The sequence below is a fragment of the Nocardia sp. NPDC004718 genome, assembly GCF_053601535.1.
In genome coordinates, this window is record NZ_JBSGCA010000029.1 from 3,073 (window position 1) to 21,794 (window position 18,722).

General features: G+C 68.1%; 17 protein-coding genes. 13 read left to right on the forward strand and 4 right to left on the reverse strand.

Annotation, left to right across the window (positions count from 1 at the left end):
• The first annotated feature begins 139 nt into the window (after positions 1-139).
• Positions 140-1,432, forward strand: coding sequence for a 3-phosphoshikimate 1-carboxyvinyltransferase (gene aroA, locus ACWEH3_RS21975; RefSeq protein WP_450020768.1), 1,293 nt, complete (start codon positions 140-142; stop codon positions 1,430-1,432).
• Positions 1,433-1,548: 116 nt separating this feature from the next.
• On the forward strand, positions 1,549-2,430 hold the full coding sequence (rsgA, locus tag ACWEH3_RS21980) for a ribosome small subunit-dependent GTPase A (RefSeq protein ID WP_450020770.1): 882 nt from the start codon (positions 1,549-1,551) through the stop codon (positions 2,428-2,430).
• A gap of 20 nt (positions 2,431-2,450) precedes the next feature.
• Here rsgA and ACWEH3_RS21985 read toward each other — a convergent pair whose 3' ends face one another.
• Positions 2,451-2,855, reverse strand: coding sequence for an NUDIX hydrolase (locus tag ACWEH3_RS21985; RefSeq protein ID WP_450020772.1), 405 nt, complete (start codon positions 2,853-2,855; stop codon positions 2,451-2,453).
• 122 nt (positions 2,856-2,977) lie between these two features.
• A complete protein-coding gene (gene secA / locus ACWEH3_RS21990) occupies positions 2,978-5,842 on the reverse strand; it encodes a preprotein translocase subunit SecA (protein WP_450020774.1) in 2,865 nt (954 codons plus the stop codon).
• A gap of 392 nt (positions 5,843-6,234) precedes the next feature.
• Between secA and ACWEH3_RS21995 the strand changes: the two genes are divergently transcribed.
• The 7 genes from ACWEH3_RS21995 to ACWEH3_RS22025 all read left to right on the forward strand — a co-directional run bounded on the left by ACWEH3_RS21995 (position 6,235) and on the right by ACWEH3_RS22025 (position 13,361).
• Positions 6,235-7,656, forward strand: a complete 1,422-nt coding sequence (locus ACWEH3_RS21995; RefSeq protein WP_450020776.1) for a WS/DGAT/MGAT family O-acyltransferase — start codon at positions 6,235-6,237, stop codon at positions 7,654-7,656.
• Positions 7,657-7,666: 10 nt separating this feature from the next.
• Complete coding sequence (locus tag ACWEH3_RS22000) at positions 7,667-8,212, forward strand: DUF6912 family protein (protein WP_450020864.1); 546 nt, start codon at positions 7,667-7,669, stop codon at positions 8,210-8,212.
• Positions 8,213-8,337: 125 nt separating this feature from the next.
• Positions 8,338-9,492, forward strand: a complete 1,155-nt coding sequence (locus ACWEH3_RS22005; protein WP_450020778.1) for a ferredoxin reductase — start codon at positions 8,338-8,340, stop codon at positions 9,490-9,492.
• Between the two features lie 45 nt (positions 9,493-9,537).
• On the forward strand, positions 9,538-10,974 hold the full coding sequence (locus tag ACWEH3_RS22010) for a fatty acid desaturase (RefSeq protein ID WP_450020780.1): 1,437 nt from the start codon (positions 9,538-9,540) through the stop codon (positions 10,972-10,974).
• Between the two features lie 99 nt (positions 10,975-11,073).
• Entirely contained in the window at positions 11,074-12,330 is a 1,257-nt protein-coding gene (locus ACWEH3_RS22015) for a fatty acid desaturase family protein (protein WP_450020782.1), read from the forward strand.
• Positions 12,331-12,433: 103 nt separating this feature from the next.
• Positions 12,434-13,054: a 5,6-dimethylbenzimidazole synthase gene (gene bluB, locus ACWEH3_RS22020; protein ID WP_450020866.1), complete on the forward strand. Its 621-nt coding sequence runs from the start codon at positions 12,434-12,436 to the stop codon at positions 13,052-13,054.
• A 136-nt stretch (positions 13,055-13,190) separates the two neighbouring features.
• A complete protein-coding gene (locus tag ACWEH3_RS22025) occupies positions 13,191-13,361 on the forward strand; it encodes a hypothetical protein (protein WP_450020784.1) in 171 nt (56 codons plus the stop codon).
• A gap of 33 nt (positions 13,362-13,394) precedes the next feature.
• Here ACWEH3_RS22025 and ACWEH3_RS22030 read toward each other — a convergent pair whose 3' ends face one another.
• Positions 13,395-14,687, reverse strand: coding sequence for an acetyl-CoA C-acyltransferase (locus ACWEH3_RS22030; RefSeq protein WP_450020786.1), 1,293 nt, complete (start codon positions 14,685-14,687; stop codon positions 13,395-13,397).
• A gap of 306 nt (positions 14,688-14,993) precedes the next feature.
• On the opposite strand from ACWEH3_RS22030, the gene ACWEH3_RS22035 reads away from it, so the two are divergent.
• Genes ACWEH3_RS22035 through ACWEH3_RS22050 form a run of 4 tightly spaced genes read left to right on the forward strand, consistent with a single transcriptional unit; the run spans position 14,994 to position 17,869 of the window.
• A complete protein-coding gene (locus tag ACWEH3_RS22035; RefSeq protein ID WP_450020788.1) occupies positions 14,994-15,695 on the forward strand; it encodes a helix-turn-helix domain-containing protein in 702 nt (233 codons plus the stop codon).
• 10 nt (positions 15,696-15,705) lie between these two features.
• Positions 15,706-16,143: a hypothetical protein gene (locus tag ACWEH3_RS22040; RefSeq protein WP_450020790.1), complete on the forward strand. Its 438-nt coding sequence runs from the start codon at positions 15,706-15,708 to the stop codon at positions 16,141-16,143.
• Between the two features lie 47 nt (positions 16,144-16,190).
• A complete protein-coding gene (locus tag ACWEH3_RS22045; RefSeq protein WP_355077130.1) occupies positions 16,191-16,715 on the forward strand; it encodes a hypothetical protein in 525 nt (174 codons plus the stop codon).
• Positions 16,712-17,869 carry an MAB_1171c family putative transporter gene (locus tag ACWEH3_RS22050; protein WP_450020793.1) on the forward strand — a complete coding sequence of 386 codons (1,158 nt, stop codon included), beginning with the start codon at positions 16,712-16,714 and terminating at the stop codon, positions 17,867-17,869. The genes ACWEH3_RS22045 and ACWEH3_RS22050 overlap by 4 nt, the downstream gene beginning before the upstream one ends.
• Here the strand turns inward: ACWEH3_RS22050 and hpf are convergent.
• Positions 17,845-18,453 carry a ribosome hibernation-promoting factor, HPF/YfiA family gene (gene hpf, locus ACWEH3_RS22055; RefSeq protein ID WP_450020868.1) on the reverse strand — a complete coding sequence of 203 codons (609 nt, stop codon included), beginning with the start codon at positions 18,451-18,453 and terminating at the stop codon, positions 17,845-17,847. The genes ACWEH3_RS22050 and hpf overlap by 25 nt on opposite strands.
• Positions 18,454-18,722: the final 269 nt, after the last annotated feature.

Sequence of the window (18,722 nt, forward strand, 5' to 3'; positions counted from 1 at the left end):
ACCAGCGACGCGAGACCTCGCACCCCCCTTTCGCGCCCGGTCTCGGGTGTGCGCGGCCGCGCACACGCGGGCCACAACAGGGCCGCGAACACCCAGCGCCGCAGGCGCTGGAAAACTAGCACCGTGTGATGATGGACGAGTGAATTTCTGGTCAGCGCCCCATGTCGAGGTTCCCGTACACGCGACCGTGACCCTGCCCGGATCGAAATCGATCACGAACCGGGCGCTCATCCTGGCCGCACTGGCCGACGGTCCGTCCACCATCACCGGTGCGCTGCGCAGCCGGGACACTAACCTGATGATCGCCGCGTTGCGCGCGCTCGGTGCGGACATCGAGGGCGCGGGCGACACGTTGACCGTCACCCCGGCGCCGTTTGGCGGCGGCACGGTCGACTGCGGGCTCGCGGGCACGGTGATGCGCTTCCTGCCGCCGGTCGCCGCCCTGGCGTCGGGCGATGTCGCGTTCGACGGTGACGAACAGGCCAGGATCCGACCGCTGCGCACGATCCTGGACGCGCTGCGCTCGCTCGGCGCCGATATCGACGGCGACGCACTGCCGTTCACCGTGCACGGCAAGGGCGCGCTGCGCGGCGGCACCGTGACGATCGACGCGTCCGGATCGTCGCAGTTCGTCTCGGGCCTGCTGCTGTCGGCCGCGCGCTTCGACGAGGGCCTGGTGGTGCACCACGACGGCAAGGCGCTGCCCTCGATGCCGCACATCGAGATGACGGTGGAGATGCTGCGCCGCGCCGACGTGCGGGTGCAGGCGCCCGCGGACAGCTTCAAGGCGCAGACCTGGACCGTGGAGCACGGGCCGATCCGAGCCGTGGACTGGGAGATCGAGCCGGACCTGTCCAACGCCACCCCGTTCCTGGCCGCGGCCGCGATCACGGGCGGCACGGTCAGCATCCCGCACTGGCCGCGGCTGACCACCCAGCCGGGCGACGTCATCCGCGAGATCCTGGTGCGGATGGGCGCGGAAGCGCGGATCTTCGACGGCGTGCTCACCGTGCACGGCCCCGACCGGCTCGCAGGCATCGATATCGACCTGCACGACGTGGGCGAGCTGACGCCGACCGTCGCCGCGCTGGCCGCGCTGGCCGACTCCCCGTCCGTGCTGCGCGGCATCTCCCATCTGCGCGGTCACGAGACCGACCGGCTGGCCGCGCTGTCCACCGAGATCAACCGCCTCGGCGGCAAGGTGACCGAGACCGAGGACGGACTGGAGATCGTGCCCACCGAACTGCACGGCGGCAAGTGGCATTCCTACGCCGACCACCGGATGGCCACGGCCGGAGCCATTCTCGGCCTGCGGGTACCCGGGATCGAGATCGAGGACATCGGGACCACGGCCAAGACCTTGCCGAACTTCGTCGCGTTGTGGGAGCAGATGCTCGACCCCGCGCTATCCGACGAAGGAGCGGCGCACTGAGTCGGGGGCGACGATCAGCGGCCAGCTACGACGAATCCGATGTCCGGGTTCGTCCGGGGCGCAGTTCCCGTCCGCGCACCAAGACCCGTCCGCAGCACAGCGACGCCGAGCAGGCCATGGTGGTGGCGGTCGACCGGGGCCGGTGGGGATGCGTCCTCGGCGGCGATCCGGATCGCCGCATCGTCGCGATGCGCGCCAGGGAACTGGGCCGCACTCCGATCGTGGTCGGTGACCAGGTGGACGTGGTCGGCGACCTGTCCGGGCGACCGGATACCCTCGCGCGCATCGTCCGGGTCGCCGACCGCCGGACGGTACTGCGCCGTACCGCCGACGACACCGATCCGTTCGAGCGCATCGTGGTCGGCAACGCGGAGCGGCTGTTCATCGTGGTCGCGCTCGCCGACCCGCCTCCGCGCACCGGCTTCGTGGAGCGCGCCATGGTCGCCGCGTACGCCGGTGGGCTGCAACCGGTTCTGTGCTTGACCAAACACGATCTGGCGGCCGATTCCGAATTCGCCGCCGCTTTCGACGATCTCGACCTCACCATCGTCTACGGCGGCATCGACGATCCGCTCGATCCGGTACTCGATCTGCTCACCGATCACCTCACCGCGCTGATCGGCCACTCCGGCGTGGGCAAGTCCACTCTGGTGAATCGCCTTGTGCCGGAGGCGGAACGGGCCGTGGGCGAGGTATCCGGGGTGGGCAAGGGAAAGCACACCTCCACTCAGTCGGTCGCGCTCCCGCTACCCGGCGGCGGCTGGGTCATCGACACGCCGGGCGTGCGGTCGTTCGGCCTGGCGCACATCACGCCGGACGACGTGATCGCCGCCTTCACCGACCTCGCCGACGCCATCGAGGACTGCCCGCGGGGCTGCACCCATCTCGGTCCGCCCGCCGATCCCGAATGCGCGCTGGACCAGTTGCCGGGCAAGGAGCACCGGGTGGCCGCCATCCGCCGCCTGCTGGTCGCCCTGAACTCCAACGATCCCTGGTAATCGCCTCGGCCGTCCGAGACTCAGTCGAAAAGCCGACCGATCATCGCGCTCTGCCCACTTTGCAGCACATGCGCGGCGGTCAGCGGAATCCAGAAGCACTCCAACTTCGTCGGCGGGGCCAGGCCGTCGTGGTCCTCCTGACTCGCCCACCGTTCGGGTGTGGTTCGGTGTAATGCGAGCTGGAAGAAGTGACGCCGGTGCGTCTCGAAACGATTTGGGCGGACGTCGAATTGGTCTCTACCGAGTTCGCGGACCACCGTGAACTCGGTCAGCCCCGTCTCCTCACACGCTTCCCGGAGGGCAGCGTCTGCCGGAGACTCGCCCGCCTGGATGCTGCCCGCGGGAACCTGAATCCCGACTTCCTCCCAAGAGAACTCGGTGTGGCGGAACACCAGCAACTTCTCGTCCCGAACGATGTAGCACACAACTTTCTCTCGCCGGACACGCGCAGACACGACGGTAAAATCCCCCTTGCGAAGACGCTTCGGCATACGGAAAACAACGAAGGCGCCCAGGAAAACCCTGAGCGCCTTCGTAATTCAGCGGATCAGTGACGGCGGCGCGACTTCGGGCCGCGACGGCCCTTCGCCTCCGCGCGGGCGGCCTCGCGGCGCTCGCGACGGGTGGGCTGCGGACCACCGTCCACGCCGTACTCCTCGGTGTCGCTGTGCACCGCGGCTCGGCCGCCTTCGTCCGGGCCGGAGTAGCTGAAACCGCGCGGGGCGGTGTCGTCGATACCCCTGGCGCGCAGGGCCGCCGGCGCGGCGTGCCCGTTGGCGACCGGAGCCTCCTCGGTGGGCAGCGGACGCGGGGCGGTCGTCGCTCCGACGGGCGAACGAAGACCCTGGCCGACGGCGACGCCTTCCGGCTGCGGTTGCTGCACCTCGACCTGCAGGTTGAACAGGAAGCCGACCGACTCCTCCTTCAGTCCCTCGAGCATGGCCGAGAACATGTCGAAGCCCTCGCGCTGGTACTCCACCAACGGGTCGCGCTGGGCCATCGCGCGCAGGCCGATGCCCTCCTTGAGGTAGTCCATCTCGTAGAGGTGCTCACGCCACTTGCGGTCGAGCACGGAGAGCAGCACCTGCCGTTCCAGATTGCGCATGCTGCCCTCGCCCGCCAGACCGTCGATCTCGGCCTCGCGGCGCTCGTAGGCGTCGTGCGCGTCGTCCAGCAGCGCCTCGAGCAGCTCGTCGCGCGTCAGCTCGCCCGCCTCACCGATCTCGGTCTCGCCGGTGAGGTCCCGGTAGTCCAGGCTCACCGGGTACAGCGTCTTCAGCGCCGTCCACAGCTTCTCCAGATCCCAGTCCTCGACGTAGCCCTCGGCGGTGGCGCCGTCCACGTAGGCGCTGACCACGTCGGTGATCATGCTCTGGACCTGGCCCTCCATGTCCTCGCCGCGCAGGATCCGATCGCGCTCGCCGTAGATGACGGTGCGCTGCTGGTTCATCACCTCGTCGTACTTGAGGACGTTCTTGCGGATCTCGAAGTTCTGCTGCTCGACCTGCGTCTGCGCGCTCTTGATGGCCTTGGAGACCATCTTCGCCTCGATCGGCACGTCGTCGGGCAGGTTCAGCCGCGTCATGATCGCTTCCAGCGCGGCGCCGTTGAACCGGCGCATCAGCTCGTCGCCCAGCGACAGGTAGAAGCGGGACTCACCCGGGTCGCCCTGCCGGCCGGAGCGGCCGCGCAACTGGTTGTCGATGCGGCGCGACTCGTGCCGCTCGGTGCCCAGCACATAGAGGCCGCCCGCCTCGCGCACCAACTCGGCGTCCTCGGCGGTCTGGGCCTTGACCTGGTCCAGGGTCGGCAGCCAGGCGCGCTCGTACTCCTCCGGCGTGTCGACCGGGTCCAGCCCATGCTTGCGCAGCAGGATGTCGGCGATGATGTCCGGGTTGCCGCCGAGCACGATGTCGGTACCACGACCCGCCATGTTCGTCGCGACGGTCACCGCGCCCGGACGGCCCGCCTCGGCGATGATCTCCGCTTCCTTCTCGTGGAACTTCGCGTTCAGCACGTTGTGCGGAATGCCGCGCTTGGTGAACTGCTTGGACAGGTACTCCGAGCGCTCGACGCTGGTGGTGCCGATCAGCACCGGCTGGCCGTTCTCGTGCCGCTCGGTGACGTCGTCGACCACGGCGGAGAACTTGGCCTCCTCCGTCTTGTAGATCAGGTCGGACTGGTCGGCGCGGATCATCGGCTTGTTCGTCGGGATGGGCACCACGCCGAGGCTGTAGATCTGGTGCAGCTCGGCGGCCTCGGTCTCGGCGGTACCGGTCATGCCGGACAACTTGTCGTAGAGGCGGAAGTAGTTCTGCAGGGTGATCGTGGCCAGGGTCTGGTTCTCCGGCTGGATCTCCACCCCTTCCTTGGCCTCGATCGCCTGGTGCATGCCCTCGTTGTAGCGGCGGCCGACCAGGATGCGGCCGGTGAACTCGTCGACGATGATCACCTCGCCGTCGCGGACGATGTAGTCCTTGTCGCGGGTGTAGAGCTCCTTGGCCTTGACGGCGTTGTTCAGGTAGCTCACCAGCGGCGAGTTGGCGGCCTCGTAGAGGTTGTCGATGCCGAGCTGGTCCTCGACGAACTCGACGCCCGCCTCGTGCACGCCGATCGTGCGCTTCTTGATGTCGACCTCGTAGTGCAGGTCCTTCTTCAGCAGCGGCGCGATCCGCGCGAACTCCGCGTACCACTTCGACGAGGCGTCGGCGGGCCCGGAGATGATCAGCGGGGTGCGCGCCTCGTCGATGAGGATGGAGTCGACCTCGTCGACGATGGCGAAGTTGTGCCCGCGCTGCACCAGGTCGTCGAGCGAGTGCGTCATGTTGTCGCGCAGGTAGTCGAAGCCGAACTCGTTGTTCGTGCCGTAGGTGATGTCGGCGTTGTAGGCCACCCGCCGCTGCGCGGGGCTCATGCCGGACAGGATCACGCCGACCTCGAGGCCGAGGAAGCGGTGCACGCGGCCCATCCACTCCGCGTCGCGCTTGGCCAGGTAGTCGTTCACCGTGACGACGTGCACGCCGTCGCCGCTGATCGCGTTCAGATAGGCGGGCAGCACACAGGTGAGGGTCTTGCCCTCACCGGTCTTCATCTCGGCGATGTTGCCGGTGTGCAGCGCGGCGCCGCCCATGATCTGCACCTTGTAGTGCTTCTGGCTGAGCACCCGCCAGGACGCCTCCCGCGCGACGGCGAACGCCTCGGCCATCAGCTGGCCGAGCGGATCGGGCTCGCCGTCCTCGACCATCTCGGCGTACCGCTCGCGGAACTCGTCGGTTTTGGCCCGTAGCTCCAGGTCGCTGAGGTCCTCGTACTCCGGTTCGAGGGCGAGGACCTGGTCGGCGAAATGCGAGAGCCGCTTGACAATGCGACCCTCACCAATCCGTAGCAACCTCGTCAGTGTCAGCGCAGGCACGGGTCTCGTCAGTCCTCTGGTCGGTGTGTCAAATCGTGTCGTCGGCCCCCGGGCCGGTGCGGCCCACGCGGTTGCGCGGAATCCGCTGCATGCCCCATGGTAATGGTCTGTTGGATGTGCAGCGCCTGCGGCGCTGCGTGGACCTGCCGCGAAGTGATCGCGCCCGGCTGGAGAAGGTGTCCGCCGGGCGACCCGGATGGTTCGGCCATGCGTCCCGCTCCGCCCTGTGATCGAATCGGTTCGCAGAACTCGAGTCGACCAGCGTGTCATGGACCCCCGGCGCGGAAAAACGTGTACGGAGTTCATCAGAAATGCCACAACGGCCGGGCCAACGGTTGATGCGGCAGCACAATGAAGCGGGGGGCGGCATCGGGAAAGGAGTACCGGGCAGCGTGATCACGAGACTGACGCCGCAAGACACGGCCTTCTACCGGCTCGAGTCGAGTAGCAACCCGATCCATATCGGCTCTCTCGCGATCGTGCGGAACACCGATCCCGGCGACAGCTCGGGCAGGCCGATCCTGGATTACGACCGGCTGGTCGATCTGGTCGAGAGCAGGCTCTCGCTGGTACCGAGATACCGGCGCAAAGTGCGGGAGATCCCGCTTTCGCTCGGGCGGCCGGTCTGGGTCGAGGACAGCCGTTTCGACATCACCTACCACATCAGGCGTTCGGCGCTTCCCGGCCCCGGCACCGACGAACAGCTGCACGACCTGGTCGCCCGCCTCGTCTCCCACCCCTTGGACCCGGCCCGGCCGCTGTGGGAGATGTACCTGATCGAACGGCTGTCCGACGGCCGCTGCGCCATCTTCACCAAGACGCATTCCGCCCTGGTGGACGGGGACACCGCGCTCGAGATCGGCCATGTGATCCTCGACGCGGGGCCCGCTCCCCGCGAATTGGCCTGCGACGACTGGATCGCGCCGCGCGAACCCGGTGAAATGGAACTGCTGGTCGGCGCGCTCGCCCACCTCGCCGCACAGCCGCGCAGAGCCCTGGAGGTCGCCCGGGACGCGAGCGCGGGCGCGTTCGCGGTGGTCGGGACGGCGGGCAAGGCGGTCGAGTCGGTGGTCGCCGCCGTGCGCACCGCGGCGACCGGCGCGCCCGCCAGCCCCCTGAACACACGTACCTCGCGGAACCGGCGCTTCGACGTGGTGCGCACCGACCTGGCGGATTACCGGACGATCCGCAAGCGGTTCGGCTGCTCGACCAACGACGCCATCCTCGCCGTGGTCACCGGCGCTCTGCGCAACTGGCTGCTGTCGCGCGGGGAAGCGCTCACCGAGTCCACCACGCTGCGAGCTGTGGTGCCGATGTCGGTGTACGTCGAGGGAAACGAGGGCGATCAGACGCACTCGGCGAGCGAGGTGTCGTCGTTCCTGATCGATCTGCCGGTGGGCGAACCGAACCCGGTGATGCGGTTGTCGCACATCGCGCACGCCTCTGAACTCAACGGTCGTCAGCGGCGCGGCGTCCGCGCGCGTACGCTCGTGCACCTGGCCGGTTTCGCTCCGGCCAGCCTGCATGCGATGAGTGTGCGAGCGGCGAGTACGTTCGCAGAACACACGTTCAATCTGGTGATCACCAACGCGCCGGGTCCGCAGGCGCCGATGTACATCGGCGGCGCGCGGATGCTGGAGATGTACCCGGTGTCGCCACTGCTGCGCAATCAGGCGTCGAGTATCGGGATCACGTCCTACGACGGGCGTGTCTTCTACGGTCTCAACGCCGACCGCGACGCGATGGCCGACATCGGCGTGCTCGCCACGGCGGTGCGCGATTCCATGGAGGAGATGCTCGGTGCCTGCGTCTGATGAGAAGAAGCTGCGGGTCTACATCCCGGCTACGGTGCCGATGCTGCGCGATCTGGTCGGCAACCGTGAGCTGGCCCCCGTCGGCGGGACCGCGTTCGCGGTGACGCCCGCGCTGCGCGAGGCCTACGCCTCCGGCGACGACGAGGAACTCGGCGAAGTCGCCATGAACGAGGCCGCGCGCGCCTCGCTGCGACTGCTGGCCGCCGAACGCGAGGCGATCGGATCGGAGGACTCCGACGACGAGGCCGCGCCGGTGGCGGGCGGTAACCCGGTTTACCGCCGTGCGGTGATCGCCGCCGACGTGACCGGCGCGAAGCTGCGGCCGGACCTCGACGACGCGGTGGTCCGGCTGGCGGGCCCGATCGGCTACCAGCAGATCGCCTCGGTGCACGTCGACCTGGCCGACGCCGAATCGCAGGTGGCCAAGGCCGTCGACGTGGTGGACGCGGCCGATCTCGGCGACACCGACGCCGAGTTCGTCCTCGGCGACGCCGAGGACCACCAATTGGCCTGGTACGCGGCCCAAGAGCTGCCATTTCTGCTCGAGCTCCTCTGAATCGCCGCGGCGGGCCCGCCACCGACCTGCCGCCGTAACCTACGATGCCGTAACCTTGCTGGCGAGGCCTCCGATCGGCGAGACGGCGGCCCGCGCATCCGACGACAGGGAGACCAACGGCAGCGATGGGTTCGAAAATTGGGAGCTCCGTGCGAAGCGTCCGTGCGTGGCTGGAGGCGCCCGCCGCGAGCGTCGCCGAGCGCGGCGGCAAGCTGAACGTGCTGCGCGGAGCCGTTGCGCGCGTGACCACACCTCTGCTGCCCGACGACTATCTGCACCTGGCCAACCCGCTGTGGTCGGCTCGCGAGCTGCGGGGACGCATCGTCGAGGTACGCAAGGAGACCGCCGATTCCGCGACGCTGGTGATCCAGCCGGGATGGGGCTTCGACTTCAAATACCAGCCCGGCCAGTACATCGGCATCGGCATCCTGGTGGACGGCCGCTGGCATTGGCGCTCGTATTCGCTGACCTGTCCGCCGAATTGGTCCGACCCCGGCCACAGCGGCAAGCGGCTGATCTCCATCGCCGTGAAGGCGATGCCGGAAGGCTTCCTGTCCAGCCACCTGGTCAGCGGCGTGCCGGTCGGCACCGTCGTCCGGCTCGCCGCCCCGCAGGGCGGTTTCGTACTGCCGTATCCGCCGCCGGAGAAGGTGCTGTTCCTCACCGCGGGCAGCGGCATCACGCCGGTGATCGCCATGCTGCGCGCGATGGACCGCCGCGAGGTGTTCACCGACGTGGTGGCCCTGCACTCCGCGCGCACTTCCGACGACGTGATGTTCGGCGCGGAGCTGGGCGCGCTGCGCGACCGCAATCCCGGCTTCGACACCCGCCTGCATCTCACCGCCGAGCGGGGCAAGTTCGCCCTCGCCGATCTCGACACCGAGATCCCGGACTGGCGCGAACGCCAGACCTGGGCGTGCGGCCCGGCCGGAATGCTCGATGAGATCGAGAACCACTGGCGCGACGCGGGGCTGTCGGACCGGCTGCACGTGGAGCGCTTCGAGATCGAACGCTCCGCGGTCGGTGCGGGCGGCACGGTCACCTTCGGCAAGACCGGTCGCAGCGTGACGGCCGACGGCGCGACCAGCCTGCTCGAGGCCGGTGAGTCCGCCGGTGTTCAGATGCCGTTCGGCTGCCGGATGGGCATCTGCCAGACCTGCGTGGTCACCTTGAGTTCCGGACACGCGCGCGACCTGCGCAACGGTGAGGAGCGCCGCGAAGGCGACAAGGTGCAGACCTGCATCTCGGCGGCGGCGGGCGACTGCACCCTGGACGTCTAGTCCGGCAGGTACCCTCGAGGTGTATCGAGTAGGGAAAGGACCCCGGTGGCTATCACCGACATCAATGCGTTCGCGCATCTCACGGCGGCCGATATCGAGACACTGGGGCAGGAACTCGATTCCATCCGGCGTTCGGTGGAGCTGTCGCGTGGCGAGCGCGACGCGAAGTACATCCGGCGCACGATCGCGGCGCAACGCGGTCTCGAGGTAGCCGCCCGGGTGGTGCTGTTCGGCAGCCGCAACCGCTGGGCCTGGCTGGCAGGCACCGCGATGCTCTCGGTGGCCAAGATCATCGAGAACATGGAGCTCGGGCACAACGTCAGCCACGGGCAATGGGACTGGATGAACGACCCGGAGATCCACTCCAGTTCGTGGGAGTGGGACATGACCGGCCCCTCCGCGCAGTGGCGCCGGGCGCACAACTACTCCCACCACACCTACACGAATGTCCTCGGCAAGGACGAGGACCTCGGTTTCGGCATCCTCCGGATGACCCGGGACGAGCAGTGGCGGCCGATCCATCTGGTGCAACCGCTGGCGAACCTGCTGCTCGCCGCCACCTTCGAGTGGGGTATCGCGCTGCACGACTGGAGTATCGAGAAGGAGCTGTCGGACACGCCGCGCTGGGAGATCGCCTCCGGGCCGAACGTGGAGTTCGCCCGCAAGATCTGCCGTCAGGTAGCCAAGGACTACCTCATCCATCCCGCGCTGACGGGCCCGGCGTTCAAGCACACGCTGAAGGCCAACGCGATGGCGAACCTGGTGCGCAATCTGTGGGCGTACGCGGTGATCTTCTGCGGGCACTTCCCCGACGGCGCGGAGAAGTTCACCGTCGAGCAGCTGGAGAACGAGACCAGCGGCGAGTGGTATCTGCGCCAGATGCTCGGCAGCGCGAACTTCGAAGCGGGGCCCGCCATGGCGTTCATGAGCGGCAACCTCTGCTACCAGATCGAGCACCATCTGTTCCCCGACCTGCCGAGCAACCGGTATCAGGAGGTCGCGGTACGGGTCCGCGAGCTGTGCGACAAGTACGACCTGCCCTACACCACCGGGTCGCTGGGCAAGCAGTATCTGCTGGCCTTCCGCACGATCCACAAGCTGGCCCTGCCGGACCGGTTCCTCAAGGCCACCGCCGACAACGCGCCGGAGACGTCGTCCGAACGCAAGTTCGCCGGTATCACGCTGCCGTCGCTCGGGGCGGAGTCCACGCACTGGCTGCGCGTCGATCCGGAGACCGGCGAGCGGCGCGGCCTGCGTTCGGCGCTGCACGAGGCGAAAATCGTGCTTCGGGAGAAGGCGCGGCAGGAGAAGGAGATGCTCCGCGAGGCCAAGGCGGCCCTACAGGAGAAGGCCGAACACGAGCGGCAGGTGCTGCGCGAGGCCAAGGTCGCATTCCAGGAACGGGCCCGTCAGGAACAAGCGGCGCTGCGCGAAAAAGCGAAGCGGGACAAGCGTTTTCGCTTCCCGCGCAGGGCGCGCTAACCTACCATTCGACAGCCGGGATCGCAATAAGGTATTTGACACATCCGTGCGGCGCACCTCGCAACCTACGGTTTCGTAACTTACGGTAAAGTAACCCGCATGGCGATCTCGGATGTCAAGGAATATGCGCACCTCACCGAGGCCGACGTGGAAGCACTCGGCGCGGAATTCGACGCGATCCGGCGGGAAATCGAAGCCTCGCGCGGCGCACGCGACGCGAAGTACATCCGCAACGTCATCCGGTTGCAGCGCGTTCTCGAGATCAGCGGCCGCGCGGTGCTCTTCGCGAGCCCGAAGCGCCCCGCGTGGCTGGCAGGCGTCGCACTGCTCGGCACCGCCAAGATCATCGAGAACATGGAGATCGGGCACAACGTCATGCACGGGCAGTGGGACTGGATGAACGATCCGGAGATCCACTCCAGCTCGTGGGAGTGGGACAACACCGGCGCGGCCAAGCACTGGAAGCACACCCACAACTACCTGCATCACAAGTACACCAACGTGCTCGGCATGGACGACGACATCGGCTACGGCCTGCTGCGAGTGACCCGCGACCAGCGCTGGAAGCCGTTCAACCTGGGCAACCCGGTCTACAACCTGCTGTTGCAGCTGTTCTTCGAGTACGGCGTCGCCATCCAGCACCTGGAGCTGGGCAAACTGGTGGCGGGCCGGTACAAGCCCGGCTCCCCCGAACGGGCCGAGTTCGAGCGCAAGCGCGACGAGGCGCTCACCAAGATGGGCAAGCAGGTCCTCAAGGACTACGTGGTCTTCCCCGCCCTCACCGGTCCCGCGTTCTTCTCCACGCTGAAGGCCAACCTGGCCGCGAACGCGATCCGCAACGTCTGGTCCAACGCGGTGATCTTCTGCGGGCACTTCCCCGACGGGGCGGAAAAGTTCACCAAGGCCGACATCGACGGCGAAACGCACGGCCAGTGGTACCTGCGCCAGATGCTCGGCAGCGCCAACATCTCCGGCGGCCCGGTCATGCACTTCATGACCGGCAATCTGAGCCACCAGATCGAACACCACCTGTTCCCCGATCTGCCGAGCAACCGGTACGCCGACATCGCCGTGCGGGTGCGCGAGCTGGCCGACAAGTACGACCTGCCCTACACCACCGGCTCGCTGCCGGTGCAGTACTTCAAGGCGTGGCGCACCATCCTCAAACTGGCGTTGCCGAACAAGTACCTGCGGGCCACCGCCGACGATGCGCCCGAGACCGCCTCGGAACGCAAGTTCGGGGGCCACACCGCCGCCTCCATCGATCCGGTGACGGGCCGCCGCCGCGGTCTGCGCACCGCGCTCGCCGAGGGACGGCGGCGGCTGGCCCAGCGCCGCGTGTCCGCGGCACGCTGACTTCCACTCCCGCCGCGCCGCGGTCGGTCGGCTACGCAGGAGACCACGCCGTGTGCGGTGAGTTCGCCGGGTTTGATTGACTCGGGCGGTGCATGCTGAAGTTCTGAGCGTCTACGAGGCCATCCGGCGCCGTCGTGACGTACGCGCGGAGTTCACCGGTGAACTCGTCGACGATGCGACACTGTGGCGGCTGCTGGATGCCGCGCACCGGGCGCCGAGCGTCGGGAATTCGCAGCCCTGGGATTTCGTAGTGGTCCGCGAGCCGGCGACGCTGCGCGAGTTCGCCGATCACGTGGCACAGAAGCGCATCGAGTTCCGCGACGCGCTGCCACCCGAGCGCGCCGCCGCCTTCGAGCCGATCAAGATCGAGGGCATTTCGGAGAGCGGTACCGGGATCGTGGTCTGCTACGACCACGATCGCGGCGGCCCGCAGGTGCTCGGCCGGGCCACGGTGCCCGAAACCGGTATCTACTCCGCGGTTCTCGCCATCCAGAACCTTTGGCTGGCCGCCACCGCCGAAGGCATCGGCGTGGGGTGGGTGTCGTTCTACGACCCCGGTTTCCTGTCCGATCTGATCGGCCTCCCGGAGGGCGTCCGCACGGTCGCCTGGCTGTGCGTCGGGCCGGTGCGCGAGTTCCAGCGCATTCCCGATCTGGAGCGCTTCGGCTGGCGCGCGGGCAGACCGCTCACGGACGCGGTGCACCGCGAGACCTATCGGGGCTGACCTTCCGCGCATCGTTACCCAAATGTATGGATCGTTCATGCTTCAATCGGATCCCCACTGGGTACGACAAGGGCGAAACTGTCACTTACGCAGTGCGCTTCATCGTGGTTTTCGTCCGTTCCAGGAGGTTTGTGCAATGGCCAATGTCGATGCTGTTCGGCTGTCGAGCGAGCTGGGCATCGATCTGGCACAGGCGACGTTGCGCCTGCGTCGGGAGGGCGTCCCCGGCGAGACCAAGCACCAGACCTGTCTGCGCATCCTCGCGGACGAGGGGCGCAAGCGCCGGGGCTTCCCGGGCAAGGCCTGAGAGAGGCTCCGGCAGGGCCCCTTATACGTCACCTCAAACGCGTTCGAGCACCGCCGATGCGCCGATGCCGCCCGCGGCGCAGATACCGAGCAGGGCCGCGTTCTTGCCCGTGCGAGCCAGTTCGTTGGCCATGGTGGTCACCATCCGCGCCCCGGTGGCGCCGAACGGGTGACCGAGCGAGATCGAGCCGCCGTGCACGTTCAGCTTGTCGGCGTCCACCTCGCCGACGGCGGCATCTCGATCCAGCCTTGTCTTGGCCCATTCGTCGCTGGCCAGTGCGGTGAGCACCGCCAAGGTCTGGGCGGCGAAGGCCTCGTGGATATCCACGAGATCGACGTCGGCCAAGGACATTCCGGCCTTCTCCAGCGCGCGTGGCATCGAGATGGCCGGGCCGATGAGCACCTGATCGGCCGGATCGACGCTCACGTAGCTCCACGACCGGAACGCCGCCAGCGGCCGATATCCGAGGGCGTGCGCTTTCTCTTCGCTCATCAGCAGCACCGCGGCGGCACCGTCGGTGAGCGGGCTGGCGTTGCCCGCCGTCACAGTGCCGTCGGCGGCGAAAACCGGTTTCAGCGCAGCCAGTTTCGCGACGCTGGTGTCGCCGCGCACCAGGCCGTCGCGCCGGATCTCCGTGTCTTCGGGCGTGCGGATCCGCAGCACCTCGTCGTCGAACCGGCCGGACTCGATGGCGGCCGCGGCGCGGTGATGTGAGCGGGCGGCGAACTCGTCCTGGTCCGCGCGGCTGACGCCGTGGATGCGAGCCATCTTCTCGGCCGACTCGCCCATCACCTCGCCGGTGGTGCGCTCGGCGATCCTGGGCCTGCTCGGTAGCAGGTCGGTGAACGGCGCCAAGCGCGCGACCGCGGACAAGTAGTCCTTCGGCTTCGGCTTGCCCAGCGCCAGCGGCGCCGCCGCGTGCACGACCTTTTGCGGCAGCTTGACCTCGGCGTTGGAGGTGGAATCGCTGCCGCCGGCGATCATGACGTCGTATTCGCCCCGCTCGATCGCGGCCGCCGCCGAGGTGACCGCCTGCAGACCGGAGGCGCAGGCCCTGGTCACGGTGTAGCCCTCACAGCCCGCGTCCAGCGGCAGGTCCAACGCGATTTCGCGGGCGATGTTCGGCGCCGCACCCGGCAAGATGACCCCGCCCCACACGATCGCCTCCACTTCCGCGCCGGGCAGCGCGGTGCGCTCCAGCAGTCCCCGGACCGCGGCGTCGGCCAGTGCGATGGAGTCCATCCGGGTGTATCCGGTGAACGCACGCAGGAACGGCGTGCGCGCACCGGACACGATCACAGCACGGCGAGCAGCTCTGGTGGCCATGCGATTTTCTTTCGAAAGCCTCGGACCACCAAACTTACTGCAAAGTAAGTTCACCGTCGACCCCCTTCGCCGACGGTGAACCCCCGACGCAGCGACGATCCCCTCCACCGTCGCTGAACCGGTCCGCCGCGCGCCGTTGCGCGACGAACCGAGACGCCCGTCCCGGCGAACGCCCCTGCCCGTCCCGGAACCGTCGGATGCACTCCGTCATCCGACGCAAAGAACCGTAACAAACTTTCGACTGATTTTCCAAATAGTTTCTATTGGTTTGCCTTCAGCCTCCCATCGGCTTACCATGAGCACACTATGCATAGCCCTTCGGAGCTGTCGCGGCAGAAGAGATTCGGGCGAATCATCAAAGAACGCCGGGACGAGCTCGGCCTCACCCAGCTACAGATCGGCGACCTCGGGGGACCTTCGGCGCCGACCATCAGGAAGATCGAGGACGGCGAGGCGACCATCAGCATGCAGACGCTGAACAAGCTCGACGCGCCGCTGCGATGGCTGCCGGGCAGTGCCGCACGCACCTACGCGGGCGGCGTACCCGCCGCCGACGAACCCGCGAACGCCGCGCGCGGCGCGGGCGACTCGGTGGTGGCGGGGCCGGACGCGATCCGCTTCGAAATCTCCGACCTCACCGGCCTTCTCGCGGCATCGGGCAGTCTCAACGACGCCGTCGAGCACGGCCGCACCACCGACCCGCAGGTGGTCGCCGCGATCGCGGAACTCAACCGGGTGGTCTCCAAGCTGTCGGCGCGATACGCGACCGCCATGCTCGAACGCAACGGTGGGCCGGGCAGGCAGTTGCATCCGCTGGTGGAAATGGCCTTCGCGCACTTGCTCGCGGTCCCCGCGGAGTCCAGCGACCCCGACGAGCTACAGGAACGCCGGTACCGCCGCTGGCTGGCCGGTCGATCGGAGGATATCGATGCAGCGACCGAAGCCCGATTCCGCGCACGCTGGCTGGCGGCCAACCTGGCCACGACAGCGGTTCGAAACGGCGAGTGACGAGGCAGCCATGACCGACCACGGATCGAATCGCCCGGAGCTGACCCTCAGCCACAAGATCAATCGGCTGTTCTCCGTCGTGCATCCGCGCAACGCACCGGAACGCAGCACCGAATCCGTCGCCGAGCAGATCGGCGAATTCCTCGGTCGCACGGTGCCGCCCGGTTACCTGGAGCGCCTGCGCGACGGCGAGTTCGACGACCGGAACGCCGGCGCCACAATGGATGTCGAGATCCTCGCGGCGGTGGCTCGCAGCTTCGGCGTGGCGGCCGACTATCTGCTCACCCGTGGACCGGCGGCGGACGCGATCGACCGGGAACTCGAACTCCTCGCCACCATGCGCGACGCGAACGTCGCCAGCGTCGCGCTGCGCGGTTCGAACATCGATCGGGCCATGCTCGCCAGGATCATCCAGAGCACGGAAGGATCGGTGCCGCCGAGTAGGTAGCATGCTTTCCTACATGGGCCACTGAGCTTTTGTAGGAGACCGATCACATGGCCATCCAGGCCCGGTTCCGGAGCTTGACCCGGGACCTCCCGATACCCCACCCATGGAATCTGCAGACCTACCTCGATGCCGTTGCGGCGCACCGTGGTCGCAGCATCAGCCTGTTGCCGATCGATACCGCGCTGCTCGCGGGCACTGGTTGCGGCACGGGCAGCGGCCTGTGGATCGCGAAGCAGGACAGCGACGTCATCGTCTACGGCGCGGACACCACCGAATGGCACGCCGAGCACATCATCGTGCACGAACTCGGGCACATGCTGCTCGGGCACGGCCCGGAGCAGCACCGACCCGGTGAGCCGCCCGCGGGCACGCCGACGGTGGCGGCGGTCGCCGACCTGCTGCCCTCGATCTCGCCCGAGTCGATCGCCCACGTGCTCGGCCGCACCGACTACGGCACCCTGCGCGAGCGCGACGCGGAGACCTTCGCCGACATGGTGATGCTGCACGCCATGCGTCCACCGCGTCGCGATTCGCTGCTGCACCGCACGTTCTTCCGCGACCGGCGGCGGTGAACTCGCCGATCCCCGCGCCGATCGCGATACCGCTGATCGGGTTCGTCGCGGTGGTCGTCCTCGGGCGGTTGATCGTGCTGCACCACGCCGCTGTCGACCGGCTGCTCAATCGAGCCTTGTTGTGGGGTACGGCCACGCTGGTCCTGCTCGAGCGCGGCGTCGCTCCGGGGATCGGCAGTCTGCTGCACCAGCTTTCGATGGTCACACTGCTGATGGAGGTGGCCGGTCTGTACGGTGCGGCCCGGCTGTGGTCGGGCGCCGACCCGGTCTCCGCATCGGCTCGGCAGCGGGTCTACGACCTCGCCGGACTGGTGGGTGGCGCGATCATCCTTACCGTCGGCACTCCGGCGCGACAGGAGGGCAGGCTGCTGGGGCAAGCATCGGACTGGCCGACGGTCGTGGTCTGGTCGATCCTGTGGCTTCCGCTGCTCGCCGCCGGTCGGCTGGCCTGGCGCGCGGCACTGCGCGAATTGCGCTCGGACGAATCCACCGCCGCCGAACGGATCGTCTACTCGACCTTGCTGGCGACGCTGGTCGTCGGTTCCGCGGGCCTGGTCGTCTCCGCCGTGCGGCTGGCGGCGCCCGGCACGGCCGCTGACCCGGCCATGGTGCGCTGGGCGGCACCGACTTTCGCCGCCTCTACGCTCGGCGCGGCGCTGCTCGCCGTGCCGCTGCTCGCCGGGCTGCGGGCCCGCGCGGGCTGGGACCGCGCCGGACGGCACTGCCGTCGCCTGCGGCCGCTGTGGCGCGATCTCACCGCGGCCGTGCCCGAGGTCGTGCTCGAGCCGGACATCCCCCTCGGATCCGAAGCGCGGCTGATCCGGATGACGGTGGAGATCCGCGATGCCCTCATGCACCTGCGGCACTACCTGCCCGGGGAGACGAGCGAACCGGACTACGTGGAACAGATCGTGCGGGCCATCGCCGCGAAGACGAACGGCGCGGCCGTGACCCCGCGGCAGTCCGGCCTGCCCGTGCGCCTGCCCGTCGGCGACATCGACTCGGATCTGCGGCTGCTGCTCGCGCTGGCCCGCCGCTGGCCCGCCGACGGCGCAGCGATGAAAATCTCCGGGCATCCGGCCGGTGAGCCGAATGCCCGGAGAAGTGGGGACGGGTGGTTTCCGTTTCGTCAGGCCAGGCGGATCAGGCCGTAGTCGAAGGCGTGACGACGGTAGACCACCGAAGGCCGGTCGGTCTCTTTGTCCTGGAACAGGAAGAAGTCGTGGCCGACGAGCTCCATTTGGTACAGGGCGTCATCGACGGACATGGGCGTCGCCGCGTGCTCCTTCGTGCGCACGATGTGGCCGGGACCCTCCTCATAATCCGGTTCCCGCTCTTGGTGCGCGTGGGCCGCGCCGGACTCGGCGAGCCGGTCGAACAGGGAGTCGTCCACCAGATCGGCAGTGGCCTGGGCGACCGACAGCGGCGTCTTGTCGCCGTAGTGCACCCGGCGCCGGTCCTTGGTGCGGCGCAGCCTGCTCTCCATCTTCGCGGTCACCGACTCGAATGCGGCGTAGAAGCTGTCCGCGCAGGCCTCGGCCCGCACGACGGGCCCCTTTCCGCGCGCGGTGATTTCGACGCGCTGACAGTTCTTGCGCTGACGACGGTTGCGCTCGTGGAACAGCTCGACGTCGAAGAGGAAGATCGACGGATCGAAGCGTTCTAATCGGGAGAGTTTTTCCGCGACGTAGATACGAAAATGATCGGGCACCTCGACGTTGCGGCCCTTCACCACGATGTCGCCGCGCGGCGCCCGTGGTCGTTCCGCAGTGGGTTGCTCGAGTGCTTCCTGGGTGCTGGGCTCCAGCACCGAAGCAGCGGGATCTTTCACTGAAGGTCGTGAAGAAGTCGTCACGCGTACCTCCCGGATCTGGCCGCACCGACCGATTCCAGTGCGGCGGGATTGAACCGTGCCGAACGACGATTGCTCGGCACTAGACGTCCGAGGCGCCACCTCCAAACTTGCGGTTCGGGTGTGTGTCCGCGACGCTAGTCCGCCGACGGGCT